General features: G+C 71.9%; 22 protein-coding genes and 1 pseudogene. 19 read left to right on the plus strand and 4 right to left on the minus strand.

Annotated features, from left to right (window positions below):
* The first annotated feature begins 231 nt into the window (after nucleotides 1-231).
* The 3 genes from AB0L06_RS36650 (at nucleotide 232) to AB0L06_RS36660 (ending at nucleotide 2672) form a co-directional block, all read left to right on the plus strand.
* Nucleotides 232-1149 (plus strand): ABC transporter permease, encoded by a 918-nt coding sequence (locus AB0L06_RS36650; protein ID WP_500235792.1) that lies wholly within the window; start codon nucleotides 232-234, stop codon nucleotides 1147-1149.
* A complete protein-coding gene (locus AB0L06_RS36655) occupies nucleotides 1142-1936 on the plus strand; it encodes an ABC transporter ATP-binding protein (RefSeq protein ID WP_500235793.1) in 795 nt (264 codons plus the stop codon). Before AB0L06_RS36650 ends, AB0L06_RS36655 begins: the two co-directional genes overlap by 8 nt.
* Nucleotides 1937-2147: 211 nt before the next feature.
* Nucleotides 2148-2672 carry a YbhB/YbcL family Raf kinase inhibitor-like protein gene (locus AB0L06_RS36660; protein ID WP_500235794.1) on the plus strand — a complete coding sequence of 175 codons (525 nt, stop codon included), beginning with the start codon at nucleotides 2148-2150 and terminating at the stop codon, nucleotides 2670-2672.
* Nucleotides 2673-2733: 61 nt separating this feature from the next.
* Here the strand turns inward: AB0L06_RS36660 and AB0L06_RS36665 are convergent, their stop codons facing one another.
* Nucleotides 2734-3162, minus strand: a complete 429-nt coding sequence (locus AB0L06_RS36665) for a MarR family winged helix-turn-helix transcriptional regulator (protein ID WP_500235795.1) — start codon at nucleotides 3160-3162, stop codon at nucleotides 2734-2736.
* A 111-nt stretch (nucleotides 3163-3273) separates the two neighbouring features.
* Between AB0L06_RS36665 and AB0L06_RS36670 the strand changes: the two genes are divergently transcribed.
* From AB0L06_RS36670 to AB0L06_RS36705, 8 genes are all read left to right on the plus strand, one after another.
* Nucleotides 3274-3609, plus strand: a complete 336-nt coding sequence (locus tag AB0L06_RS36670; RefSeq protein ID WP_500235796.1) for a DMT family transporter — start codon at nucleotides 3274-3276, stop codon at nucleotides 3607-3609.
* 47 nt (nucleotides 3610-3656) lie between these two features.
* A complete protein-coding gene (locus AB0L06_RS36675) occupies nucleotides 3657-3977 on the plus strand; it encodes a DMT family transporter (protein WP_500235797.1) in 321 nt (106 codons plus the stop codon).
* A gap of 146 nt (nucleotides 3978-4123) precedes the next feature.
* Complete coding sequence (locus tag AB0L06_RS36680) at nucleotides 4124-4669, plus strand: RNA polymerase sigma factor (RefSeq protein WP_500235798.1); 546 nt, start codon at nucleotides 4124-4126, stop codon at nucleotides 4667-4669.
* A complete protein-coding gene (locus tag AB0L06_RS36685; protein ID WP_500235799.1) occupies nucleotides 4666-5541 on the plus strand; it encodes a hypothetical protein in 876 nt (291 codons plus the stop codon). The genes AB0L06_RS36680 and AB0L06_RS36685 overlap by 4 nt, the downstream gene beginning before the upstream one ends.
* A 93-nt stretch (nucleotides 5542-5634) precedes the next feature.
* Nucleotides 5635-6327, plus strand: coding sequence for an ABC transporter ATP-binding protein (locus tag AB0L06_RS36690; protein ID WP_500235800.1), 693 nt, complete (start codon nucleotides 5635-5637; stop codon nucleotides 6325-6327).
* Nucleotides 6324-7067, plus strand: a complete 744-nt coding sequence (locus tag AB0L06_RS36695) for an ABC transporter permease (RefSeq protein ID WP_500235801.1) — start codon at nucleotides 6324-6326, stop codon at nucleotides 7065-7067. The genes AB0L06_RS36690 and AB0L06_RS36695 overlap by 4 nt, the downstream gene beginning before the upstream one ends.
* 39 nt (nucleotides 7068-7106) lie before the next feature.
* Nucleotides 7107-7754: a response regulator gene (locus AB0L06_RS36700; protein WP_500235861.1), complete on the plus strand. Its 648-nt coding sequence runs from the start codon at nucleotides 7107-7109 to the stop codon at nucleotides 7752-7754.
* A gap of 20 nt (nucleotides 7755-7774) precedes the next feature.
* Complete coding sequence (locus tag AB0L06_RS36705) at nucleotides 7775-8839, plus strand: sensor histidine kinase (RefSeq protein WP_500235802.1); 1065 nt, start codon at nucleotides 7775-7777, stop codon at nucleotides 8837-8839.
* A gap of 25 nt (nucleotides 8840-8864) precedes the next feature.
* Here AB0L06_RS36705 and AB0L06_RS36710 read toward each other — a convergent pair whose 3' ends face one another.
* Entirely contained in the window at nucleotides 8865-9857 is a 993-nt protein-coding gene (locus AB0L06_RS36710) for a winged helix-turn-helix domain-containing protein (RefSeq protein ID WP_500235803.1), read from the minus strand.
* Between the two features lie 58 nt (nucleotides 9858-9915).
* Here AB0L06_RS36710 and AB0L06_RS36715 point away from each other — a divergent pair, with 58 nt between their 5' ends.
* Nucleotides 9916-11124, plus strand: a complete 1209-nt coding sequence (locus tag AB0L06_RS36715; RefSeq protein WP_500235804.1) for an MFS transporter — start codon at nucleotides 9916-9918, stop codon at nucleotides 11122-11124.
* Between the two features lie 207 nt (nucleotides 11125-11331).
* Here AB0L06_RS36715 and AB0L06_RS36720 read toward each other — a convergent pair whose 3' ends face one another.
* Entirely contained in the window at nucleotides 11332-12642 is a 1311-nt protein-coding gene (locus AB0L06_RS36720) for a KamA family radical SAM protein (protein ID WP_500235862.1), read from the minus strand.
* 573 nt (nucleotides 12643-13215) lie between these two features.
* Here AB0L06_RS36720 and AB0L06_RS36725 point away from each other — a divergent pair.
* The 7 genes and pseudogenes from AB0L06_RS36725 to argS all read left to right on the plus strand — a co-directional run bounded on the left by AB0L06_RS36725 (nucleotide 13216) and on the right by argS (nucleotide 22060).
* The gene (locus AB0L06_RS36725) at nucleotides 13216-14196 is read left to right on the plus strand and encodes a DUF998 domain-containing protein (protein ID WP_500235805.1); all 981 of its coding nucleotides are present in this window, start codon (nucleotides 13216-13218) and stop codon (nucleotides 14194-14196) included.
* Entirely contained in the window at nucleotides 14193-15119 is a 927-nt protein-coding gene (locus AB0L06_RS36730; protein WP_500235806.1) for an alpha/beta fold hydrolase, read from the plus strand. The genes AB0L06_RS36725 and AB0L06_RS36730 overlap by 4 nt, the downstream gene beginning before the upstream one ends.
* Nucleotides 15116-15607: a hypothetical protein gene (locus tag AB0L06_RS36735; RefSeq protein WP_500235807.1), complete on the plus strand. Its 492-nt coding sequence runs from the start codon at nucleotides 15116-15118 to the stop codon at nucleotides 15605-15607. The genes AB0L06_RS36730 and AB0L06_RS36735 overlap by 4 nt, the downstream gene beginning before the upstream one ends.
* A 132-nt stretch (nucleotides 15608-15739) precedes the next feature.
* On the plus strand, nucleotides 15740-16213 hold the full coding sequence (locus tag AB0L06_RS36740; protein WP_500235808.1) for a hypothetical protein: 474 nt from the start codon (nucleotides 15740-15742) through the stop codon (nucleotides 16211-16213).
* Between the two features lie 301 nt (nucleotides 16214-16514).
* A pseudogene (plsX, locus tag AB0L06_RS36745) lies at nucleotides 16515-17510 on the plus strand (phosphate acyltransferase PlsX); the annotation flags it as partial.
* Nucleotides 17511-17827: 317 nt separating this feature from the next.
* Complete coding sequence (locus tag AB0L06_RS36750) at nucleotides 17828-20287, plus strand: cation-translocating P-type ATPase (RefSeq protein ID WP_500235809.1); 2460 nt, start codon at nucleotides 17828-17830, stop codon at nucleotides 20285-20287.
* Between the two features lie 9 nt (nucleotides 20288-20296).
* Entirely contained in the window at nucleotides 20297-22060 is a 1764-nt protein-coding gene (argS, locus tag AB0L06_RS36755) for an arginine--tRNA ligase (protein ID WP_500235810.1), read from the plus strand.
* Nucleotides 22061-22216: 156 nt separating this feature from the next.
* Here the strand turns inward: argS and AB0L06_RS36760 are convergent, their stop codons facing one another.
* Nucleotides 22217-22573, minus strand: a complete 357-nt coding sequence (locus AB0L06_RS36760) for a hypothetical protein (RefSeq protein WP_500235811.1) — start codon at nucleotides 22571-22573, stop codon at nucleotides 22217-22219.
* Nucleotides 22574-22929: the final 356 nt, after the last annotated feature.

Consider the following 22929-nt stretch of genomic DNA (forward strand, 5'->3'; position numbering starts at 1 on the left):
GTGATTCCCCGTGGATCGCAAGCGGAGGGTCAGGGCCGCACCAGTGTGACCTTGCCCACAACCCACCGGACCGTCCCTGTTCCTCCACTTTTCGGTCCGTGTGGGGCCTCAAATAAGGGCGAACGTCTCGCACAGAGTGCGGTCTGCAATAGGCTTCCGAGCATGAGTCACCCGGAACCGACCGGCTCCTCGGGTGGCGAGTCGGTCGGCACACTCGCGGAACCTCCACGCATGAATCTCGGGAGCAGCGAGTCCCTGGCCGCCTACGCCGCCCGCTTCGGCCTCAAGCAGAGCTCGGCTCGCCCCTCGCTGAGCAAGTACATCCGCGAGGTCTGGGAGCGACGCCACTTCATCTGGGCGTTCGCCTCCGCCAAGAACATCGCGATGTACAGCGACTCGCGCCTGGGCCAGGTGTGGCAGCTGCTCACGCCTCTGCTGAACGTCGGCGTCTACTTCCTGATCTTCGGCGTCATCCTGAGCACCACCCGAGGTGGGGTCCCCGACTTCATCCCGTTCCTGGTGACCGGCGTCTTCATGTTCGGGTTCATGCAGCGCTCCATCCAGTCGGGGTCGAAGTCGGTCGGCGACAACCTGTCGCTGATCCGCGCGCTGCACTTCCCGCGCGCCACGCTCCCGCTGGCGATCGCCGTGGTCGAGTTCCAGCAGCTGGTGCTGTCGCTGATCGTCCTGATGCTCATCGTGGTGGGCTTCGGCGAGCCGATCAGCCTGCACATGCTGCTGTTCATCCCGGTCGTCGGGCTGCAGCTGATGTTCAACGTCGGCGCGGGCATGATCATGGCCCGGCTGGGCGCGTTCAACCGCGACATCACCCAGCTGCTGCCGTTCATCACCCGGACCTGGCTGTACCTGTCCGGCGTGATCTGGTCCATCCCGTACCTCCTCCAGCACAGCAAGGCGCTGAAGGACAACCCCTGGTTGGGCGAGATCCTCAAGGCCAACCCCGGCTACGTGTACGTGGAGCTGAGCCGCCACACGCTGCTCGGCGATTACCGGCACTACGTGCACCACAAGCTCCACATGCACTCGACCGCCGAGCTGTGGATCTGGGCCGTGATCTGGGCCGTGGTGGCCCTGGTCGCCGGCTTCCTGTTCTTCTTCCGTGCCGAGGAGCGATACGGCCGTGGTTAACGCCCAGCTGGCGCAGAACCCCGTGGACATCGACCCGACGCGCGACCCGATCGTCGTGGTGGACGGGCTGCACATCGTCTACCGCGTCTACGGCGCGGGCGGCAAGGGCAACGCCGCGTCCGCGATCTCGCGGGTGATCAAGCGGCAGAAGCGCCCCAGCATGACCGAGGTGCACGCGATCAAGGGCCTGTCCTTCGTCGCCTACCGCGGCGAGGCCGTCGGCGTGATCGGCACCAACGGCTCCGGCAAGTCCACGCTGCTGCAGGCCATCGCGGGCCTGCTGCCCCCGGCGCGCGGCGGCGTCTACACCGACGGCCAGCCGTCCCTGCTGGGCGTCAACGCGGCCCTGATGAAGGACCTGACCGGCGAGCGCAACGTCGTCCTCGGCTGCCTGGCGATGGGCATGACCCCGCAGGAGACCAAGGAGAAGTACCAGGAGGTCGTCGACTTCGCCGGCCTCAAGCCGGGCTTCATCAACTACCCGATGCGGACGTACTCGTCCGGCATGGGCGCCCGGCTCCGGTTCGCGATCGCCGCGGCCAAGACGCACGACGTGCTGCTGATCGACGAGGCGCTGGCCACCGGTGACGGCAAGTTCCGGACCAAGTCCAAGAAGCGGATCGAGGAGCTGCGCAAGGACGCGGGCGCGGTCTTCCTGGTCGCGCACCAGCTCGACGTGGTCCGCGAGACCTGCGACCGGGTGATCTGGCTGGACGACGGCCAGATGCGCATGGACGGCGACCCCGACACCGTCCTCGACGCCTACACCGAGGCCACCCAGAAGTAACGCGTTCTTCCGGAGACCCCGCCCAGGCCGTGACCGGCCTGGGCGGGGTCTTCCGCTTTCCGCGTCCGCCCCGTTCCCGGCCCCCGTTCCCGGCCCCCGTTCCCGGAGCCCGTTCCCGGACCCCGGTTCGGCACGGGCTTCACCACGGGCGCGGCGGGAACACGGGGCCTGATAGGTATGGGGAACATGGCTATCAGGAGGAGGACTGACCATGGCCGGTAAGCCGCCGCTCCCGCACGAGCATCTGCCGCGGGTCCCGTCGTTCACGCTGGAGAGCGACGACATCGCCGACGGCGCGCACCTGGCGAACGCGCACGTGTTCAACGACTGGGGCTTCACCGGCGAGAACCTCTCGCCGCAGCTGCGCTGGTCGGGCTTCCCCGCCGAGACCAAGAGCTTCGCCGTGACCTGCTACGACCCGGACGCCCCGACCGGCTCCGGCTTCTGGCACTGGCTGCTGTTCGACGTCCCGGCCGACGTGACCGAGCTGCCGACCGGGGCTGGCGCCGCGGGCTCCAAGATCGGTGTCCAGGCCCGCAACGACTACGGAAACAAGGAATTCGGCGGCGCGGCCCCGCCGCCCGGCGACCCGCACCGGTACGTCTTCACCGTCCACGCGCTGGACGTGGACTCGCTGGGCGTCCCGGCCGACGCGATGCCCGCCGTGGTCGGCTTCAACATCACCGCCCACACGCTGGCCCGCGCCAGCCTGGTCCCGGTCTACGCCTCCAAGTGACCGCCGTCCGGTGAGGGCGCCTACGCGGCGCCCCACCGGCCGCCGCGGCCGTGGGGGCCTCCTACGCGCTCTGGCGCGCTCCGGCGAGGACCTCGGCCGCCTCCTCCGCCTCGTCCAGGGTCGTGGTGAGGACCTCCTCGTAGGCGGGACGGGCCTGCAGGTAGCGCTCCCGCCCGGCGTCCGTGATCACCGTGTAGACGCCGCGCCTGTCGTCCGGGCACAGGTCGCGGTAGCCGAACCCGGCGTCGTTGAGCCGTCCGACCAGGCGTGTGACCGAACTCTGGTTGAGCCCGAGCCCGGTGGCGAGGTCCTGCATGCGCAGCTCGCCGTCCGGGGCCTCGGCCAGCAGCGCCAGCGCCCGGTACTCCGACAGCCCGAGGCCGTGCTGCCGCTGCAGGACGGTCCCGAGCCGCTGCTCCACCCGCGCGTGCAGCGCGATGACCCGGTTCCACAGCCGCACGTCCGCCTGCCCCTGAAGCGTGGTCGCCATCACGCCGTCCTTTCCGAGCCTCCGATGTTGACACCAGGTTACTTGCACATACATACTCTTGCTCGTCGGAAAGAACTTGCATATACATACAACTACTTGGAGAGGGTCCCGATGGCCTGGATCTACCTGCTGATCGCGTCCGTGTTCGAGGTCGTGTTCGCGCTCGCCACCAACGCCACCCACGGCTTCACCGAACTCTGGCCGTCCCTGCTCACCGCCGGCGCGGCCGCGGGCGGCATCTACTTCCTCAGCCTGGCCCTCAAGACCCTGGACGTCGGGATCGGCTACACCGTCTGGACCGGCATCGGCTCGGTCGGCACCGTCGCCCTCGGCACCGCGATCTTCCACGAGTCCATGACCGTCTGGAAGGCCCTCGCGTTCGTCCTGATCATCGGCGGAGTGCTCGGGCTCAAGCTGTCCGACAAGCTCTCCTCCTCCGCCGCCTGAGCCCTCGCCCCACCCCCTCGCACCTCATCCTGAAACGGAGTCCCCCCATGGCCTGGTTCTTCCTGGCGCTCGCCATCGTCTTCGAGATCGCCTTCGCCCTCGGCACCAACGCCACCCGCGGCTTCACCCGCCTGTGGCCCTCGGTCCTGACCCTGCTGGCCGCCAGCGGCGGCATCTTCACCCTCAGCCTCGCGCTCCGCACCCTGGACGTGAGCGTCGGCTACACGATCTGGACCGGCATCGGCTCCGTCGGAACCGTCCTGTTCGGCGCCCTGATCTACAAGGAGAAGATCACCCTCCCCAAGCTCATCTCCTTCGCCGCCATCATCGCCGGCGCCCTCACCCTGAAGCTCGCCTCCGGCCTCTGAGGGGTGCGGAGACCGGCTTCACGGACGGTCCTGAATGTCGGCCCCGAGGGGGCCGATGTCCAGGGCCGTCCGCGATTTTCCGGCGGAACCTCGGTAATGCATCGCCTCATCCGGCCATGAGGTGGGATGTCAGAAAGGAGCTGGTGTTGCGACATCCCTCATCGAGCAGGTTCGAGGAGCTGTACGCGGCGAACCGGGCCCGGGTGCTCGGCTACGCGCTGCGGAGGACCGAGGACCCCCAGGACGCGGCGGACGTGGTCGCCGAGACCTTCCTCGTCGCGTGGCGGCGGATGGACGACGTCCCGCCCGGGGACGAGGCCCGGCTGTGGCTGTACGGCGTGGCCCGCCGGGTGCTGGCCGACCAGCGCCGGGGCGAGCGCCGCCGGACCGCCCTCGGGACACGGCTGCGGTCCGAGCTGGCCGCCGCCGCCCTGCCGTCCCCCTCGGAGGACGACGAGTCCGGACTCGTCGCGGCGGCCCTGCGCAGCCTTCCCGAACCGGACCGCGAGCTGCTCACCCTCGTCGGCTGGGAGGGCCTGGACCACGCGCAGCTCGCGACGGTGCTCGGCTGCTCCCGGAACGCCGTGCGGGTCCGGCTGCACCGCGCCCGCCGCCGGTTCGCCCGTGCCCTGCGCCGCCACGACGCCCCGATCCCCACCACCCTGCGCGCCCTGGAAGGAGACCTCGCATGACCGAGCGGTCACTGATCGGACGGAACTCGCCGATCTCGGACGAGGACGCGGGCGGGCTCGTGTCGGACGCCGCGTTCGAGGATCTCGCCGCGGACATCGCCCGCGCCGCCGAGGCCGTCCAGGAGCCGGACACCCGGGAACCGGTCCTCCGGAAGCCGCCCGTCCGGCGCAGGCGCCGGTTCGCACTGGCCTTCGGGGCCGTCGCGGCGGGCGCGGCCGTCGTGGCCGTGGTGATCGGCTGGCCGGGCGGGCAGCCGTCCGCCGAAGCGCTCAGCATCTCCCGCGACGGCCGGTACATCGACATCGCCGTCCGGGACCCGAAGGCCGACACCGCGCGGCTGCAAGCGGAGCTCGACGCGCATCACATGCCGGTGAAGCTGAAGGCGCTGCCCGCGTCCCCGAGCCTGGTCGGCTCCATGGTCAACGTGGAGTCGGAAGGCTCGAAGGCGGAGCAGGCCGAGCTGGGCGAGATCCCCAAGGCCAAGTGCGGCGAGGTCTGGTGCCGGACGGGCGTGCGGGTCCCGGTCGGTCTCAAGACGCCGGTGACCGTCCTGTTCGGGCGTGCGCCGAACCCCGGCGAGCGGATCGAGCTCACCGGCAGCGCCACCGCGTCCGGCGAGATCCTGGCCGGGGTGCCCCTCAGGGGCCGGACCGTCGCGGAGGTCGTCACCGCCCTGCGGCAACGCCACGGCAAGGTCGAGACCTACAACCTGGACAGGCCCGCCGGCCGGAAGAACGGCGGCTACGACGTCGACGAGCACGTCGTTCCGGAGAACAAGGTGAAGGGAAGCTGGTACGTGTCCTTCGCGTTCAGCGGGCACACTCCCGGAGCCGTCCAGCTCCTCGTCTCCGAGCAGAACACCGGCCCGTAGCCCCCTCTCCATCAGCCACCTTCGACCATCGTCCTCAGGGTTGAGGGACTGTGGGTCGATGTGCTCGCGGCGGAAGGCTGTGAGCGTGGGGTCGTGATCGAAGTCGAAGGGCTCTGCAAGCGGTATGGGCCGGTCGCGGCCGTGGACGATCTTTCGTTCGCGGCCCGGCCGGGGATGGTGACCGGGTTTCTGGGGCCCAACGGGGCCGGGAAGTCCACGACGATGCGGATGCTGCTCGGACTGGCCTCGCCGGACGCGGGCCGGGCGCTCGTGGGCGGACGGTCGTACTGGGAGCTCGAGCGTCCGTTGCGCCAGGTCGGGGCGTTGCTGGAGACGGCCGCGCCGCACCGCGGACGCAGTGGGCACGCGCATCTGGCCTGGCTCGCGCGGTCGCAGGGCATCGGGATGGGACGCGTCCGGGAGGTGCTGGAGCTGGTCGGGCTGGCGGACGCCGCCCGGCGGCGCGTCGGCGGGTACTCGCAGGGGATGCGGCAGCGGCTCGGGCTCGCGGCGGCGCTGCTCGGGGATCCGGGGATCGTGATCCTGGACGAGCCCGCGAACGGGCTCGACCCCGAGGGCATCCGATGGCTTCGGGGGTTGCTGCGCGGGCTCGCGGAGGAAGGACGGACGGTCCTGGTGTCGAGTCACCTCATCGGCGAAGTGGCCCGGACGGCCGACCGGCTCGTGGTCGTCGCCAAGGGGCGGCTCGTCGCCGACGCCGAGACGTCCACGTTCACGGGTGATCTGGAGGACGAGTTCCTGCGGCTGACGGGTGGTGTGCGGTGATCGATCTCGTCCGGGCGGAGCTGATCAAGCTGCGGAGCGTCCGCGGGCCGCTCGTCGCGTTGGCGCTGGTGCCGATCGTCAGCATCGGCATCGGGGCGGTGAACGGGCTGTCCGGACGGCAGGCGCTCGACTCGCACAATCCGATGCTGCGGCCGGATTTCACCGCGCAGCAGTCGGGGTTCGACGGCGTCCAGTACGGGATGCTCGCGCTGATCGTGTTCGGGGTGCTGGCGGTGTCCGGGGACCCCCTCGGCCCCGCGCTGCTGGCGGTGCCGAGACGGGCGCGGTTCCACGCGGCGAAGATGGTCGCGATCGTGGTGGCGGCGCTGCCGGTCGTGACGTTCTCGGTGGTGGTGTCCGATGCCGTCACGCAGGTGGCGCTCGGGCCGTATGGGAAGTCGCTGGGCACGAGCGGGGTGCCGGGGGCGATGGCCGGGGCCGTCCTGTTCCTGACGGCGATGTGCGTGCTCGCCGCCGGGTTCACGATGATGACGCGGACCGCGCTGGTGCCGCTGGCCGTCCTGTTGCCGCTGATCACCGTGGGGTCGCAGCTGCTGACGATCGCCGATGCGAGCCGGCGGGTGGCGAGGTTCCTGCCGGACCGGGCGGGGGCGCAGCTCCTGACCGTCCGGCCGGACCACGACGCGCTCGGGCCCGCGCTCGGCGGCGCGGTGATGGCGGTGTGGGTGGCCGCGGCGGTCGCCGGCGGGCTGCTCGTGCTGCGGCGGCGGGACGTCTGAGGGTTACGATTCCGACATTCCGGACGGCGGGGAGGCGTTCTGAGCGAGGCGGTTCGGGTCCTGATCGCGGAGGACCAGGCGTTGCTGCGGGGCAGTTTCCGGCTGCTCGTCGAGTCCGCGCCCGACCTCGCGGTCGTCGGCGAGGCGGGCGACGGGGAGCGGGCGGTGGAGCTGGCGCGGCGGCTGCGGCCGGACGTGGTGCTCATGGACGTCCGGATGCCCGTCCTGGACGGCGTGGAGGCCACCCGGCGGATCTGCGGCGACCCGGAGACGGACGGCGCGCGGGTGCTGGTGCTGACCATGTTCGACCTGGACGCGTACGTGTTCGCGGCGCTGCGGGCGGGCGCGAGCGGATTCCTGCTGAAGGACACGCGCCCGGCCGACCTGCTGGAGGGGATCCGGGTCGTGGCGTCCGGGGAGAGCATGCTCGCGCCGTCGGTGGCGCGGCGCCTGGTCGAGGCGTTCGCGCGGCGCGCGGAGGTCGCGATCGACGGGATCACCGACCGGGAGCGGGACGTGCTGAAACTGATCGCCGAGGGGCTGAGCAACACCGAGATCGCCGATCGGCTCCGGCTCAGCCTGCCGACGGTGAAGACGCACGTCGGACGGCTGCTGAGCAAGCTCCACGCGCGTGACCGCGCCCAGCTGGTGATCGTGGCCTACGAATCCGGACTGGCCGGGCGGTGACGTTGACGGCCGCGAGCGGGATGAGGCGTGTGGTCTGGGACGTGGCGGCGGCCTGCGGGCTCGCCGTCCTGCCGCCGCTGGTGGGGCTTCAGCCGTTCACCGCGGAAGGTTGGGGCGTGTCGGTGGCGGCGGCGCTGCCGCTGGTCGTACGGCGACGGTGGCCGGTCGCGGTGTTCGCGGTGTCGGCGGCCGCGTCGGTCCTCGGGATCGCGGTCGGCGCGGGCGCGTTCCTCGCGGCGGCGCTCGCCCTGTACACGGTCGCGGCCGGGCGGATCGCGCCGCGCCGGCCCTCGACCGGGCTCGTCGGCGGGTTCACCGCGGCGGGCGTGGTGGGGATGGCGATGGCGGGCGCACCGGCGGGCAAGGCCGGGACCATCGTGCCGCGCGTCCTGCTGGGCCTGGTGCTGCTCGGCGGCGCGTGGACGGTCGGACGGGCCGTCGCCGAGCGGCGGCGGAACGCCGAGCGCGAGATCGAGCGGGCGCGGACGGACGAACGGCTGCGCATCGCGCGCGAGATGCACGACGTGGTGACGCACGGGATGGGCCTGATCGCCGTCCAGGCCGGGGTCGCCAACCACGTCGTGGCCGAGCGTCCGGAGGAGGCGCGGCGGGCGCTGGAGGTGATCGAGGAGGTCAGCCGGAAGTCGCTCGGCGAGATGCGGGCGATGCTCGGCGTGCTGCGCGGGGACGCCGAGGAGGCCGTCCTCGAACCCGCGCCCGGCCTGAACGGACTGCCCGCCCTGGTCGTCGCCGCCGGTGCGGGGCTCGATCTGCACACGGGCGACATGCATGAGGACGAGGTGCCCGGCGGCGTGCAGTTGGCGGTGTTCCGGATCGTCCAGGAGGCGCTGACGAACGTGGGACGGCATGCCGAGGCGTCCGCGCGGTGCCAGGTGGTTGTCCGGAACCGGCCAGGACGGCTTGAGGTCGAGGTGCGCGACAGCGGACCCGCGCGCGGCGGGACGTCCGGTGGCGGATACGGGCTGATCGGGATGCGAGAACGCGCGCTCGCGCACGAGGGCGAGTTCAAGGCCGGGTCAACTCCGGACGGCGGGTTCGAGGTCAGGGCACTTTTGCGTTATTGAGAACAACAAGGCGCTGCTCCCCCGGTCATGGTGGGACTTCGCTGTTGAGCAAGGCGTCGCCCAATTCCGTGCGGCGGTACAGGACGGCACGTCCGTACCGGTCGCGGGCGACAAGGCCGCAGTCGCGCAGGACGGCCAGGTGGTCGCCAACATTGCCGAGGCTCATGGTGAGCAGGGCGGATAGGCGGGTCGTGGTGGTCGGCTCGTCTAGGGCGCGGAGGATGTCGGCGCGGGTGCGTCCGAGGAGTTTGGGCAGGCCGTCGTTCGGCGGCGCGTGCCGGGACCAGAGGGTGGCGACGCCGCGCGCGCGATAGGACAGGGTGTTCCGCCAGGGCGGTTCGGTCGAATAGCCGAGTCCGGCGAAGACCGAGGGCTGGAAGAGGAGTCCGGAGCCGTTGAGGGACGTCCGGGGGCCTTCCAAGCCGGTGAGTTCGATCATCCCGCCGGTCTCGGACGGGTGCCAGTGGACGCGCGGGGACAGCCCGGCCAGGGCCTCGGCCCAGCCGTAGACGGCCAGGCGCCCGGCCCGGTACAGCAGGTCGCGCTCGAAGATCGTCCGGATGGTGGGCCAGTCGGGCGCGATGAGGGCCGCGAAGGCCCGGGCCAGGCCGTGCGCGAGCAGCGGCGCCACGTCGGGCGAGTCCAGCACGACGCGGACGCCGGGGTCCGGTTCGGCCAGGCCCGCCCGGTTCTGCGCCAGCTCGTGCCGCGCGAGCGCCAGCGGCGTGGCCCTCACCTGCGCCAGCTGCTCGTCCAGGGGCACGTGGACGCGTTCGGGCGGCGGGGACACGAAGTCGGCCATGTACCCGCCGCGGCGGCGCAGGTAGGCCAGCGCCCGGACGGACGGGTCGTCCAGCAGCGCGCGGAACGCCGGACGCGCACGCCGCGCCCACGGCTCCAGCGGCCCGATCTCGTGCCGTCCGGCCAGGACGCCGAGCGCGTGGGTGACCTCTATCAGGGGCGACACCGCGAACCTCGAGGCGGTGACGTCCCCTGGACCGACCTCGATCCACGCCATGTTTCGCTCCTGCCCGAAACCTTAGCGTCGGCGGCGATATGCCGCGATGGTGCGTTTCGTGACGACGACTTCGACCACGTCCCCCGCCACCGTCGCCTATCGCGACATCTTCGCCGTCCGCGAGTTCCGGGTCCTGTTCGCGCTCCGGGTGATCCTCGTGGGCGGCGACATGGTGCGGATGCTCGCGCTCTCCGTCCTGGTGTACCAGCGAACCGGATCGTCCCTGCTCGCCGCCCTCGCCTACACCGCCGAGATGTTCCCCTACGTCATCGGCGGCGCACTGCTGCTCTCCCACACCGACCGGCTCCCGCCGCGACGCCTGCTCGTGGGCGTCTACCTCGTCCAGTCCGCGACGACCGCCGTGCTCGCCCTCGACGTCCTGCCCGTCGGCGGCACGCTGGGCGTGATGTTCGCGCTCGGCCTGCTGATGCCGCTCGCGTCCGCGTCCACCTGGGCGCTGCTCAGCGAGATCCTGCCCGGGGACGGCGGCTACGTCCTGGGCCGGTCCGTCTTCACGATGACGGCGGGAGGCGCGCAGATCGCCGGGCAGGCGTGCGGCGGGCTGCTGATCGCCGCCGTGGGACCGTCCAACACGCTCTGGCTGTCCTGCGGGACGGCCGGATGCGCGGCCTTGTTCGCCCGACTGGGGCTGGTGGCCCGTCCGCCACGCGTCCAGGGCGAGCGGGAGGGCGGGGCCGCGCGCGAGACCTGGCGGGTCAACAAGGCGCTCTTCCGCGACCCCGTGGTGCGCGGCGGCCTCATCGCGATGTGGCTGCCCGCGGCGCTCGCGACCGGCGCGGAGGGCGTGGTGATCCCCTACGCCGCGTCCATCGGGAAGCCGGAGCAGGCGGGCTTCGTGCTCGCCGCGATCGCCGCCGGGATGCTGCTGGGCAGCCTCGTCGTCGGACGGTTCGTCCCGACGGGCCCGCGCGAGCGCATCGGGCTGCTGCTGGCGCTGCTGAACGGGCTGCCGCTGGTGCTGTTCGTCCTGAGACCGGGCATCGCGCTGGCCTGCGTCCTCGGCCTCGCCGGGGCGGCCGGGCTCAGCTACGAGCTCAGCATCCAGCAGCGGTTCGTGGACGCCGTCCCGGAGGACCGGCGCGGGCAGGCGTTCGGCCTGCTCACCACGGGCACCATGACGCTCCAGTCAGGCGCGATGGCCGGGGCGGGCGCGCTCGCCGAGGGCCTGTCCCCCGGCGTCACGATGTCGCTGTTCGGCCTCGCGTCGGTATGCGCGTCACTCGCGCTCATCCGCCACCTACGCTGACCCCCGCGCGCGTGCGGGCCGTTCCCTCGGGCGTTGCAGCAGGCTGCCGTGGCCCGCAGAGCCGACCCGCCACCTCGGCCGTCCCGCGCGCGCGTTGCGGCGGGACGTGTGTCTTGTGGGACCGGGCCCCGACTGGTCACGACCGGGGCCCGGTGCTAGGGACCGGGGAGTTCCGCCCATGGATGACTCCCCGGTCATGCCCGTGCCTTACGCCTGGAAGGGGAACTTGTCGGCGAAGGCGGGCTTGAGGTCGTCCAGCCAGACCGCGTTCGGGTCGAACTTGGCGTAGAAGGGCCGGTTCACCAGGGACGCGTCGCGCGCCTGGATGAAGTGCAGCGCGAACACCTTCTCGCCGAACAGGTCCAGCACGCCGTCCACGCAGACCTTGCCGGGCGTCGCGGACATGGACGGGCCGCGCACGGTCCGGGCCAGGCCGGAGACGTGCGAGTAGGCGTCCCGGAAGATCTCGTAGGCGTCGGCCAGCGGCACGGCGAAGTAGTCCTGCGGGCCGGTGTCACGCTCCACGAACATGTAGTAGGGCACCAGGCCCATGCGGGTCTGGGTGCGCCACATGTCCTCCCAGACCCTCGGATCGTCGTTGATCGTGCGGATCAGCGGGGCCTGCGTACGGATGACCGCGCCGGTGTCGCGGATCCGGCGGCACGCCTCGGCGACCATCAGCGGCTCCAGCTCCCGCGGGTGCGTGAAGTGGGCCATGAACGCCAGGTTCTTGCCCGACTGGACGACCTGCTCGAACAGCCGCAGCATCTCGTCGGCGTCCGGGTCGGTGACGAACTTCTGCGGCCAGTAGGCCAGCGACTTGGTCCCGATCCGGATCGACTCCAGCTGCTCCAGGTCGAGCAGCGGCTCGAGGTAGCGGCGCAGCACCGGCTCGCCCATGATCATGGCGTCGCCGCCGGTGAACAGGACGCTGGTCACCTCGGGGTGCGCGAGCAGGTACCGGCGCAGCTGGGCGGGCTCGTCCCCGGCCATCTTGAGGTCCGGTTCGCCGACGAACTGCGCCCAGCGGAAGCAGTAGGTGCAGTACGCGTGGCAGGTCTGCCCCTGTTTGGGGAAGTACAGGACGGTCTCGTCGTACTTGTGCTGGAGACCGGGGATCTTGCCGTCGCCGAACGTCGGGATGTTCAGCTCCATCTGCCCCGCGGGATGCGGGTTGAGCTTCATCCGGACGGCGTGCGCGGCGGCCTCGACCTCGGCCTTGGGCGCATCGCGGCGCAGCAGGCCCGCCAGGTGCGCGACGTCCTCCTCCGGCAGCATGTCCTCCTGCGGGAAGACCAGCCGGTAGATCGGATCGTCCGGCGCGGCGGACCAGTCGATGAGCTCCTCGATGACGTAGGCGTTCGTACGGAACGGCAGGACGGTCGCCACCGCCCGTACCGCGAGCTGCTGGTCCGGCGAGAGTCCGGCACGGGCGGTCAGCTCGTCCAGGTGCTTCGCCGTGAAGGCGCGGAACTTGCGACCCGAGGATCGCGTTTCGGGAGCCGCGTCGTTCACCATCGTCACGTGTGGGTACTCCTTGAGTTCAGCGGGGATGCGGGCGCCGCGCCCGAACGGGGACCGTCCGGGAAGCCTCACCCGCAGGGGGGTTTCGCTTCGTCACGCACAGTCATCGGTCGGGTCCGGGCCACCTCCATTGAAGCGGTGCAAATGCGTACATGCCGAATAGATACCCCTTAATCGGTACAAAGATGCAGGTCAGCGCGAGTTCCCCGAGGACGGTCCGGAACGGCGGCCCCGCTCGCACCAGGTACAACGACTACGGCGCGTAAAAGTGGCGAGTCGGGCCGCCTGCCTATGCTGGTGGGGAGATACTTGCGAAGGGAACGCTCGGTGCGTGCGGGGCGTTCGACGCAGTGCGGGCGAATCCGCGAGGGATCGTGCGGGCGCCCCGGTGCTGTAGGCAGCGACCGACGCTGAGGGGGACCGGTGAAGGCGACCGGGCACGACGCACGGCCGGAGGCGTCGGCCACGAGCCGCTCCGGCCCCGCCCCCGCACGCCCGGACACGGGCACGACACGCCCGGACGCGGGCGCGGGAGACGGCGCGGCGTCGCGAACCGAGGGGGCGCGGTTGGACGCGAACGCCCAGAAACCCGAGAACCCCCAGAAGCCTGAGGACGCCCAGGAGTCCGAGAACGCCCGGGAACCGGAGAACCCCGGGGAACTGGAGAACCCCGGGGAACTGGAGAACGCCCGAGAACTGGAGAACGCCCGGGAACCGGGGAACGCCCGGGAACCGGGGAACGCGCGGGAACCGGGGAACGCGCGGGAACCGGGGAACGCGCGGCTCACCGGCGACGCGCGGGTGGGGGTGCGGGCGCCGCACGCGGGGACGGCGGCGGTGCGGCCCGGGGTGGCGCCGCTGTTCGCGGCCCTGCTCGCGGCCGTGGCGGGGGTGAGCTACGCGACGTTCATGCTCGAGCACCTGCTGAGCCCCTCGCTGGACGTCGTGAACGGCTACGTCAGCGAGCTGTCCGCGCGAGACCAGCCGTTCCACATGGTCTACAGCGGCGGCGACCTGGTCACCGGGCTGCTGTCGATCATCGTCGCGGGCACGGCGCTCACCACGATGCGCCGCCGGTTCTGGAGCACGGTCGGCTGGGGCTTCCTCGGCCTGTTCGGGCTCTGCGCGATCGGGGACGCCCTGTTCCCGCTCGACTGCGCGCCCAGCCTCGAGACCTGGTGCGCGCTGCGCGAGCGCGCCGACCAGGTGTCGTTCTCGCACTCGTTCCACTCGGTGACCAGCACCGCGGTGATCGCCTGCGGGGTCGCGGCCCTGCTCACGCTGTCGATCGCGGCCCGCCGGTACGGCTGGTGGCCCGCGCTGGCCCGGTTCGGCTGGCTGCTCGCGGTCGTCGAGACGGTGTTCGCGCTCGGCACGGTGGTGGCGATGCTGGTCGGCGAGTGGCTCGGCATCCTGCAGCGGATCCAGATCAGCATCCTGTGCCTCGGCCTGCTCACCATCGCGTGGGCGCTCTGGGCCGACTGGCGGGCCGCGCGGCGCGCACCGCACGGCCGTCCCGTCCAGGCGAGGGAGACGACGTCCCCGTGACGAGCAGCGAACAGGCGAGCGAGCGGGCACCGGTGGAGTGGGCCGGCCCGGCGGACGGGCCGGTCGCCGAGGGCGGGCGCATCGCCGAGGCCGGAGGCGAACGAGTGCACGTCGTCGAGTCCGGTCCGCCGGACGCGCCGACGCTGCTGCTCAGCACGGGCCTCGGCGGGGCCTGGTTCGACTGGGAGCCGGTCATCGCCCTGATCGGCGACCGGTACCGGATCCTCGCGTTCGACCGTCCGGGGCTCGGGCTGAGCCCCGCGGCGCGCCGTCCCGCGAGCCTGCGCCGGGACGTGGCCGTCCTCGCCGACCTCGCGCGCACGAGCGGGGCACCGGTGACGGTCGTCGCGCACTCGATGGCCGGGTTCCACGCCGAGGGCCTGGCCCGGCTCTATCCGGACCTCGTGCGCGCGCTCGTGCTGGTCGACCCGTCCTGCGAGGAACGCGTCGCCTGCGCCGGGCTGCGCATCAGCGCGGCCGTCCACCCTGTGCTGCGTGCAACGGGCGCGGGCCTGGAGGCGACCCGGCTCTCCCGCGTGATCGGCCCGTTCGGACGGCGCATCACGCTGAAGCAGGTGACCGAGCGGGGTGAGCCGGTGCCGCCCGAGGTCGTCAGGTCGGTCTACGGGCGCGGCGCGGTGCTCGGCACCGTGATCGCGGAGGACGTGGCCTACCGCGAGGCCGCCGCCGACCTGCTGGACCTGCGCGCCCGCCGTCCCCTCCCGGACGTCCCGCTGGAGGTGCTGACCGCGCTCGCCGACGCCGTCGACGCCCTCGAATGGGCGGGCTGCCACCGCCGCCTCGCCGAGATGTCCCCTTTCGGAAATCAGGTGGACCTTCCCGATTGTCCGCACATGATCCAGTTCGACCGTCCCGACGCGGTCGCGGACGCCGTCGACCGCGCCCACGGGATCGCGCCATGACCCCGAACGCGCGTACAGGACCCCGGGCGCGCACCGGAGCCCGGGTGCGGCGGGTGGGCGTGATGGCCGCCGCGGCGCTCGCCGTGGCGGCGCTGAGCGGGTGCGGCGCGATGCAGCGGATCTCCGAGGGCGCGTACCGCAACGCGGTGGCCGACGGCGCGATCGCCGATCTGCGCGAGAAGGGCGTCCACCTGCAGAAACGTCCCGTGTGCAACACCCCTCCCACCGGCGCGCTCAAGGAGGTGCGGATCGCCTGCAAGGCGCGCACCACCGGCGGGGAGCCCGTCGAGATCAGCGGGACCGTCGGTTCCGCCGACACGGCCGCGCCGGTCGAGCGCTACCAGGTGACCGTCGGCGGACGCCTGATGATCGACCGCGACTGCCTCGGCACCGGCTGCCGCCGCCCCGACCACGCCCCCTCGCCCTACGCGAGCGCGTCGCCCGGCCCACGCGAAGCCGGCGTCCGACCACCCGCCGGCCATCCGTGACCTTCGGCGTCCTCGGGCGGCGTGCGGGCCGCGTGCGGCCGCGTGTGAAGGGCTCGCAACGAGAGCGCATGATCGACAAAAATCCGGGGCGGCGCAGGCGTGCCCCGGCGGCCGAGTGGTGACGCTACAGCCGTGAAGATCTCGCGGATGAGGGCCCTGGTCGTGGGCCGGATGAAAGCCTTGATCCCAGGCCCGGTCAAAGCCCTGTTCAAGGGGCGGGGGCTGGCCCTGGTCCTCGGAACGATGGGCGTCGTGGTCGTCGTCGGCGCCGTGGGCATCGCCTATCTGTCGTTCCACGACGCCAAGGAGCTGCGCTACAGGACCCAGTACGCGTTGCGCACCGGAATGGCGCGCGCGGGCGGAGAGGAGCTCACGCACCGCGGGGTCTCCCTCTCCTCGGGCCTGTCCTGCGCCGATTCCCCAGGGTGGACGAAGAGGAAAATGCGGGTCAACTGCACCTCCAGCACGTCCGACCACAAGCGGGTGCAGATCATCGGCGCGGGCGAGGACGCCACGCAGGCGCAGTACTACACGATCCTGGTGGACGGCCGTCCGGTGGTGCAGAACGCCACCTGCCTGGGCGCCGACTGCCGCAAGAAGAGCTGACCCACCCAGGACCACGGCCCCGCCGGCCCGGGCGGGGCGCGGACGGGACGGGCGGGGCGGGGCGGCGGGGGCTCGGCGATCGCTGGATAGCATGCGATGAGCTGCCCCGTCGCGGCGCGGCGCGTTTCTCCCCGTCCCTTCTGGAGTGCTGATGACCGGCAAAGGCGAGCAGGCACGGCCCTCGCCGGACGGCGGCACCCAACCGGCGCCGGACGCGCGCACACGAGGTGCCGCCGACGCGCGGGCGCGGGCGGTGGCGGCCGATCCCCGTCTCCGTCCCGCGCCGATCGCTGTGGACACGATGGGCGGCGACCACGCGCCCGACGAGGTCATCGACGGCGCGGTGGCGGCGTTCCGCGAACACGGCGTCCGGGTCGTCCTGGTGGGACAGGCCCCGCGGATCCGGGCCCGCCTCGACCGGCTCGGCATCGCCGGTGAGATCCCGATCGTGCACGCGGACGAGGCGCTCGACATGGGCGAGGGCGCGCTCGCGAGCTGGCGCAAACCCCGTTCGTCCGTCGCGATCGCCTGCCACCTGGTGAAGCAGGGGCGGGCGTCCGCGCTGGTCTCGGCGGGGTCTACGGCCGGGGTGGTCGCGACGTCCCGGCTGCGCCTGAAGGGCCAGCAGGGCGTGATGAAGCCCGCGATCGCGGTGACCCTGCCGACCCGTCCGCGCCCGACCGTCCTGCTGGACGCGGGCGCGACCGCGGACGTGAAGCCGGAGACCCTGGTGCAGTTCGCCGCGCTCGGCACCGCGTACGCGCAGATCCGGCTGGGCCTCGCGCGCCCGCGCGTGGCGCTGCTCAACATCGGCTCCGAGGCGGGCAAGGGCAACAAGCTCGCCAAGCGCGCGCACGAGCTGCTGGCGTCCGGGCACCACGGCGTGGAGTTCGCGGGGAACGTCGAGGGCCACGACCTGCTCGCGGGCAAGGTGGACGTGATCGTCACCGACGGCTTCACCGGGAACGTCGCGCTCAAGACCCTGGAGGGCACGGTCCGGACGGCGTTCGGCGAGCTCCGGGAGGCGGTCACCTCGTCCCGGACGGCCCGCATGGGCGCGCTGCTCCAGCGGCGCAAGCTCACCGAGCTGAAGGACCGGTTCGACTCCGACACCTACGGCGGCGGCGTCCTGCTCGGCCTGAACGGCACGGTGATCATCGCGCACGGGGCGTCGAGGGCCCGTGCGATCACCTCGGCCTGCCTGCTCGCGCACGAGCTGGCCGCGGGACGCATCGTGGAGCGCATCCGCGACCAGGTCGCGGCGACCAGGACGTCCCGGTTCCCGCGCTGGCCGCACGGCAACCACGACGCGTCCAAGGACGGTGTCCGGGAGGGTGGGGAAGGTGCTCGGGAGGGTGGGGACGTCGGCAAAACCGGCCAACCGGACGCACCCGAGGCACGTGAATTTCCCGACACGAACGACCCCAACGTTTCCCCTTCGTCACACGTTGAACAGGGTGAGGACGAACGGAGGCCGGGCAGCGACGCCGACACGGCGGCGCGACCGGCCACGGGGCGCCCGGCCGACCGGCCGGAGCGGGGCGCCGGGGGCCGCTGAGCCACCCGGGGCCGTCCCAGGCGATCATGGGGGATGGGGCTTCCGACGGGGGGACGATGACGGAACCGCAGCAGGCCGCGCCGGACGGCCCGACTCCGGGCGCACCGGCTCCGGACGGGTCGGCGCAGGGCGGGTCGGCGCACGGCGGGTCGGGTCCGGGTGAGGTGGCCGGGCGTGGGCTGAGCGAGGCGCAGGTCCGGGAGCGGGTGGCGGCGGGGCGGGTCAACGACGTGCCGCAGCAGACCAGCCGGTCGGTGGGCGAGATCGTCCGGGCCAATGTGTTCACCCGCTTCAACGCCCTGATCGGCAGCCTGTTCACGCTGGTGATGGTCTTCGGCGCCTGGCAGGACGGGCTGTTCGGCGGGATCATCGTCGCCAACTCGGCGATCGGCGTCATCCAGGAGCTGCGCGCCAAACGCACCCTCGACCGGCTCGCCGTGGTCGGCGAGGCGACGGTGCGGGTCGTCCGCGACGGGGAGCCCCGCGAACTCCACCAGCAGGAGGTCGTCCAGGACGACCTGATCACGCTCGGCACCGGCGACAAGATCGTCGTGGACGGCCCGGTGGTCGCCTCCAGCGGCCTGGAGGTGGACGAGTCCCTGCTCACCGGCGAGGCCGACCCCGTCCGCAAGCGGCCCGGCGACGAGCTGAAGTCGGGCAGCTTCGTGGTCGCGGGCAGCGGCTCGTTCACCGCCGCGCACGTCGGCGGGGACGCCTACGCCGCGCGGCTCACCGAGGAGGCCAGCCGGTTCACCCTCACCCGCTCGGAGTTGATGGACGGCATCAACCGGTTCCTCAAGTACGTCACCTGGCTGATCATCCCGACCGCGATCCTGCTGTTCGTCAGCCAGTTCCGGTCGGCGGGCGGGGTGTCGAACGCCGTGACCGGCGCGGTCGCGGGCGTGGTGACCATGATCCCCGAGGGCCTGGTGCTGATGACCAGCATCGCGTTCGCGGTCGGCGTCGTCCGGCTGGGGCGGCGGCAGACCCTGGTGCAGGAGCTGCCCGCGATCGAGGGCCTCGCCCGGGTCGACGTGCTCTGCGTCGACAAGACCGGCACGCTCACCGAGCCGGGCATGGACCTCGACCAGATCGTCCCGCTCGACGACGCGCTCCCCGGCGACCGGGCGCTCGCCGCGCTCGCGCACACCGACCCGGACCCGAACTCCACCATGCGGGCCGTCCGCGACGGCCTCGAGACCCCCGATCCCGGCTGGACGCGGGAGACCGCCGTCCCGTTCTCGTCCGCGCGCAAGTGGAGCGGCGCGTCCTTCGAGGGGCGTGGCTGCTGGGTGATGGGCGCGGCCGACGTGCTGCTCTCCCTCGACGACCCCGCGCGCACGAAAGCCGAGGACCTCGGCTCCACCGGGCTGCGCGTGCTCGCCCTCGCCAAGGTCCCGGACGGCGCGTTCGCCGAGCCCGACCGGCTCGACGTCGCCGCGACCGCCCGGCCCGCGCTGCTGGTCGTGCTGCGGCAGCGCATCCGCCCGGACGCCAAGGAGACCCTCGCCTACTTCGACGAGCAGGGCGTCAAGGTCAAGGTCATCTCCGGCGACAACCCCGCCTCCGTCGGCGCGATCGCGTCCACGCTGGGCCTGGCGTCCGCCGAGCACCCCGTGGACGCCCGGTCCCTGCCGTCCGGCGTCGACGAGATGGCCGAGGTGCTGGAGGCCAACTCGGTGTTCGGCCGCGTCACCCCGCAGCAGAAGCGCGACATGGTCGCGGCCCTGCAGGCCAAGGGCCACACGGTCGCGATGACCGGCGACGGCGTCAACGACGTCCTCGCCCTGAAGGACGCCGACCTCGGCATCGCCATGGGGTCCGGCAGCGACGCCACCCGCGCCGTCGCCCAGATCGTCCTGCTCGACAACCGGTTCTCGACCCTGCCGCACGTGGTCGGCGAGGGGCGGCGGGTGCTCGGCAACATCGAGCGGGTCGCCAACCTGTTCCTCACCAAGACGGTCTACTCGATCATCCTGTCGGTGCTGGTCGGGCTCATGCACGTCCGGTTCCCGTTCCTGCCCCGGCACCTCACGCTGATCAGCACGCTGACCATCGGCGTCCCGGCGTTCTTCCTGGCCCTCGCGCCCAACAGCGAGCGCGCCCGGCCCGGTTTCGTGCCGCGCGTCCTGCGGTTCGCGATCCCGGCCGGGGTGGCCTGCGGCGTCGCCACGTTCGCGGGCTACTGGATCGCCACCCGCAACCTCGCCAGCTCCTTCGAGGAGGACTCGTCCTCCGCCACGATCTCGCTGTTCCTGCTGGCCCTGTGGGTCCTGGTGCTGATCGCCCGGCCCTGGAACTGGTGGCGGCTCGGGCTCGTGGCGGCCATGGGCACGGCCTTCCTGATCGTGCTCGCGGTCCCCTGGCTGCGGCATTTCTTCGCCCTGTGGCCCGACAATCTCGCCAACGACGCCTACGGCCTGGGGATCGCCGCGCTCGCCGGCGTCGTCCTCACGTTCGTGCTCAAGGCCCTCAAACAGCAAACCATTACCGGATCCACACCCTCGCGCCGATAACCTTGAGACATGTCCGACCCGCAACTCGTACTCGCTGACAGGGTCCGGGCCGCGCTCGCCGCCGCCTTCGGACCGTCGTTCGCGGACACCGACCCGGTCATCCGACCGTCGCAGTTCGCCGACCTGCAGGCCAACGTCGCCATGTCGCTGGTCAAGCCGCTCACCCAGGAGCGAGGCGAGAAGCAGAACCCGCGCGGCATCGCCGAGGAGATCGTGGCGAGGCTCGACGTGGACGGGCTGGTCTCCAAGGTCGAGATCAGCGGGCCGGGCTTCATCAACCTCACCCTCGCCGACGGCTGGATCGCCGGCCAGGCCCAGTCCGCCCTCGAGGACGACCGGCTGGGCATCGCCAAGGCCGAGCACCCGGAGAAGGTGATCGTCGAGTACTCCTCGCCGAACGTGGCGAAGGAGATGCACGTCGGGCACCTGCGGACCACGATCGTCGGCGACGCCATCGCCCGGATCGCCGGGTTCCTCGGCGAGACCGTCGTCCGGGACAACCACGTCGGCGACTGGGGCACCCCGTTCGGCATGCTGATCGAGCACCTGCTCGACATCGGCGTGGCCGCGGCCGAGCGCGACGACTCGTCCGTGAGCGACCTCACCGCCTTCTACCAGGCGGCCCGGCAGAAGTTCGACTCCGACCCGGACTTCGCCGAGCGGGCCCGGAACCGGGTCGTCAAGCTCCAGGCGGGCGACGCCGACACCATGCGCCTGTGGCAGGTCCTGGTGAACGTGTCCAAGCGGTACTTCAACAGCACCTACACGCGGCTCGGCGTCACGCTCACCGACGACGACATCAAGGGCGAGTCGTTCTACAACGACCTGCTCAACCCGACCGCGCAGGAGCTCATCGACGACGGCATCGCCGAGATCAGCGACGGCGCGCTCGTGGTGTTCCCGCCCGGGTTCAAGGGCCGGGAGGGCGACCCGCTGCCGGTGATCGTCCGCAAGAGCGACGGCGGCTACAACTACTCCACCACCGACCTGGCGACCATCCGGTACCGGTCCGACACCGAGCACGCCGACCGGGTGATCTACGTCGTCGGCGCCCCGCAGTCCCTGCACTTCCAGATGGCTTTCGAGGTCGCCCGGATGGCGGGCTGGGTCCGGGGCGGCATGCGGCTGGAGCACGCCGAGATCGGCAACGTCCTCGGCACCGACGGCAAGATCCTGCGGACCCGGGCCGGCGGCACCATCAAGCTCTCCGAGCTCCTCGACGAGGCCGTCGAGCGGGCCGGCGCCGAGTTCGACAAGCTCAACCACGACGACTCCTTCGACGCCGCCACCCGCGACGCCATCGTCGAGGCCGTCGGCATCGGCGCGGTCAAGTACGCCGACCTCTCCGTCGCCCGCGACAGCGAGTACATCTTCGACTTCGACCGGATGATCTCGTTCAAGGGCAACACCGGCCCGTACCTCCAGTACGCCGCCACCCGGATCCGGTCGATCTTCCGCAAGGCCGGGACGTCCCCGGAGGACGCCCACGGGCCCATCAAGTTCGAGGAGCCCGCCGAGCGCGACCTGGCCCTGCACCTGCTGGGCTTCGGCGCCGCGGTCAAGTCCGCCTACGAGGCCGCCGAGCCGCACCGCCTGGCGACCTACCTGTTCGAGCTCGCCTCGTCCTACACGGCCTTCTACGAGAACTGCCCCGTTCTCAAGGCCGCGGACGAGCCGACCAAGCAGTCCCGCCTGGCCCTGTGCGCCCTCACCCTGCGCACCCTGGTCACCGGCCTCGACCTGCTCGGCGTCCCGACGCCCGAACGCATGTAACGAGCCCACGAGAAGAGCCGTCCACCCCAAGTGGACGGCTCTTTTCCGTTTCCCACCTTCAGGCCGCCTGGGCACTCTCCACGATTTGGCTCCGCATTGAGGGCGCCGTTGCTTTGGCGCCTGGCACCTGCCTCGTCCGCGGCCCGCGGCTCCGGCTCAGCAGTGGGGGACGTGGCCGGAGGTGACGGTGACGTAGTGGGCGGCGACGTATTCGCGTTGGGAGGTCGCGAGGCGGTACCAGGTGCGGTCGCCGTAGATGCGCTGGCCCGTGACGGAGCAGCGGAGCGGGACGGACGTGCCGTTCGGCAACCGCCGATAGGTCTGGCCGAAGCGGTTCGCCTTGTCGCGCACGCGCAGGGGGATCGGCGCGTGGACGCGTCCCTGCGCAGTGACCTGGCCCGGTGCGGAGCTCGGGACGGCCTGTGCGGACGCCGTGGACTCCGTCAGGGTTGCGAGGGGAACGGCCGCGACCAAGGCGGTCCCGACTGTCGCGGCTTGCAGCAGGCCCTTCACGGCGAAGCCCCCTTCCCCTGGCGGCGGCGCCCCCGTCCGGACCCGCTCTCATGCCTCATGAGACGCCACCACGGCGGGCGCGGGTTGCAGTCCGCCGATGTTCCCCCGTCCGAATCCGGCCACCCCGCCAGAACCGGAACCAACGACGAGCCACGGCCCCGACGAAAACCCACCACAGGGCACACACTCTGGTCAGCGCCACCCTCACACACCTCAGGACGCGTCGCGCCTCGCACTCCCCCTGGTCATCGCATGCCTCTCTGAAGCGCTGTGCCTCTCACAGAGCCGCTCTCCCGTTCATCGGACTCCAGGGGGATCCCGCGGACAGCGAGGAGGCCCCAGCGAGGACGTGAGGC

The organism is Spirillospora sp. NPDC052269, assembly GCF_040679435.1.
GTDB lineage: Bacteria > Actinomycetota > Actinomycetes > Streptosporangiales > Streptosporangiaceae > Spirillospora.

What these genes read in the sequence shown, in the direction of transcription:
- AB0L06_RS36650 (WP_500235792.1), top strand. Translation starts at nt 232, where the DNA reads ATGAATCTCGGGAGCAGCGAGTCCCTGGCCGCCTACGCCGCCCGCTTC.
- AB0L06_RS36660 (WP_500235794.1), top strand. Translation starts at nt 2,148, where the DNA reads ATGGCCGGTAAGCCGCCGCTCCCGCACGAGCATCTGCCGCGGGTCCCG.
- AB0L06_RS36665 (WP_500235795.1), bottom strand. Translation starts at nt 3,162, where the DNA reads ATGGCGACCACGCTTCAGGGGCAGGCGGACGTGCGGCTGTGGAACCGG.
- AB0L06_RS36670 (WP_500235796.1), top strand. Translation starts at nt 3,274, where the DNA reads ATGGCCTGGATCTACCTGCTGATCGCGTCCGTGTTCGAGGTCGTGTTC.
- AB0L06_RS36675 (WP_500235797.1), top strand. Translation starts at nt 3,657, where the DNA reads ATGGCCTGGTTCTTCCTGGCGCTCGCCATCGTCTTCGAGATCGCCTTC.
- AB0L06_RS36685 (WP_500235799.1), top strand. Translation starts at nt 4,666, where the DNA reads ATGACCGAGCGGTCACTGATCGGACGGAACTCGCCGATCTCGGACGAG.
- AB0L06_RS36705 (WP_500235802.1), top strand. Translation starts at nt 7,775, where the DNA reads ATGAGGCGTGTGGTCTGGGACGTGGCGGCGGCCTGCGGGCTCGCCGTC.
- AB0L06_RS36710 (WP_500235803.1), bottom strand. Translation starts at nt 9,857, where the DNA reads ATGGCGTGGATCGAGGTCGGTCCAGGGGACGTCACCGCCTCGAGGTTC.
- AB0L06_RS36720 (WP_500235862.1), bottom strand. Translation starts at nt 12,642, where the DNA reads ATGGTGAACGACGCGGCTCCCGAAACGCGATCCTCGGGTCGCAAGTTC.
- AB0L06_RS36735 (WP_500235807.1), top strand. Translation starts at nt 15,116, where the DNA reads ATGACCCCGAACGCGCGTACAGGACCCCGGGCGCGCACCGGAGCCCGG.
- AB0L06_RS36750 (WP_500235809.1), top strand. Translation starts at nt 17,828, where the DNA reads ATGACGGAACCGCAGCAGGCCGCGCCGGACGGCCCGACTCCGGGCGCA.
- argS (WP_500235810.1), top strand. Translation starts at nt 20,297, where the DNA reads ATGTCCGACCCGCAACTCGTACTCGCTGACAGGGTCCGGGCCGCGCTC.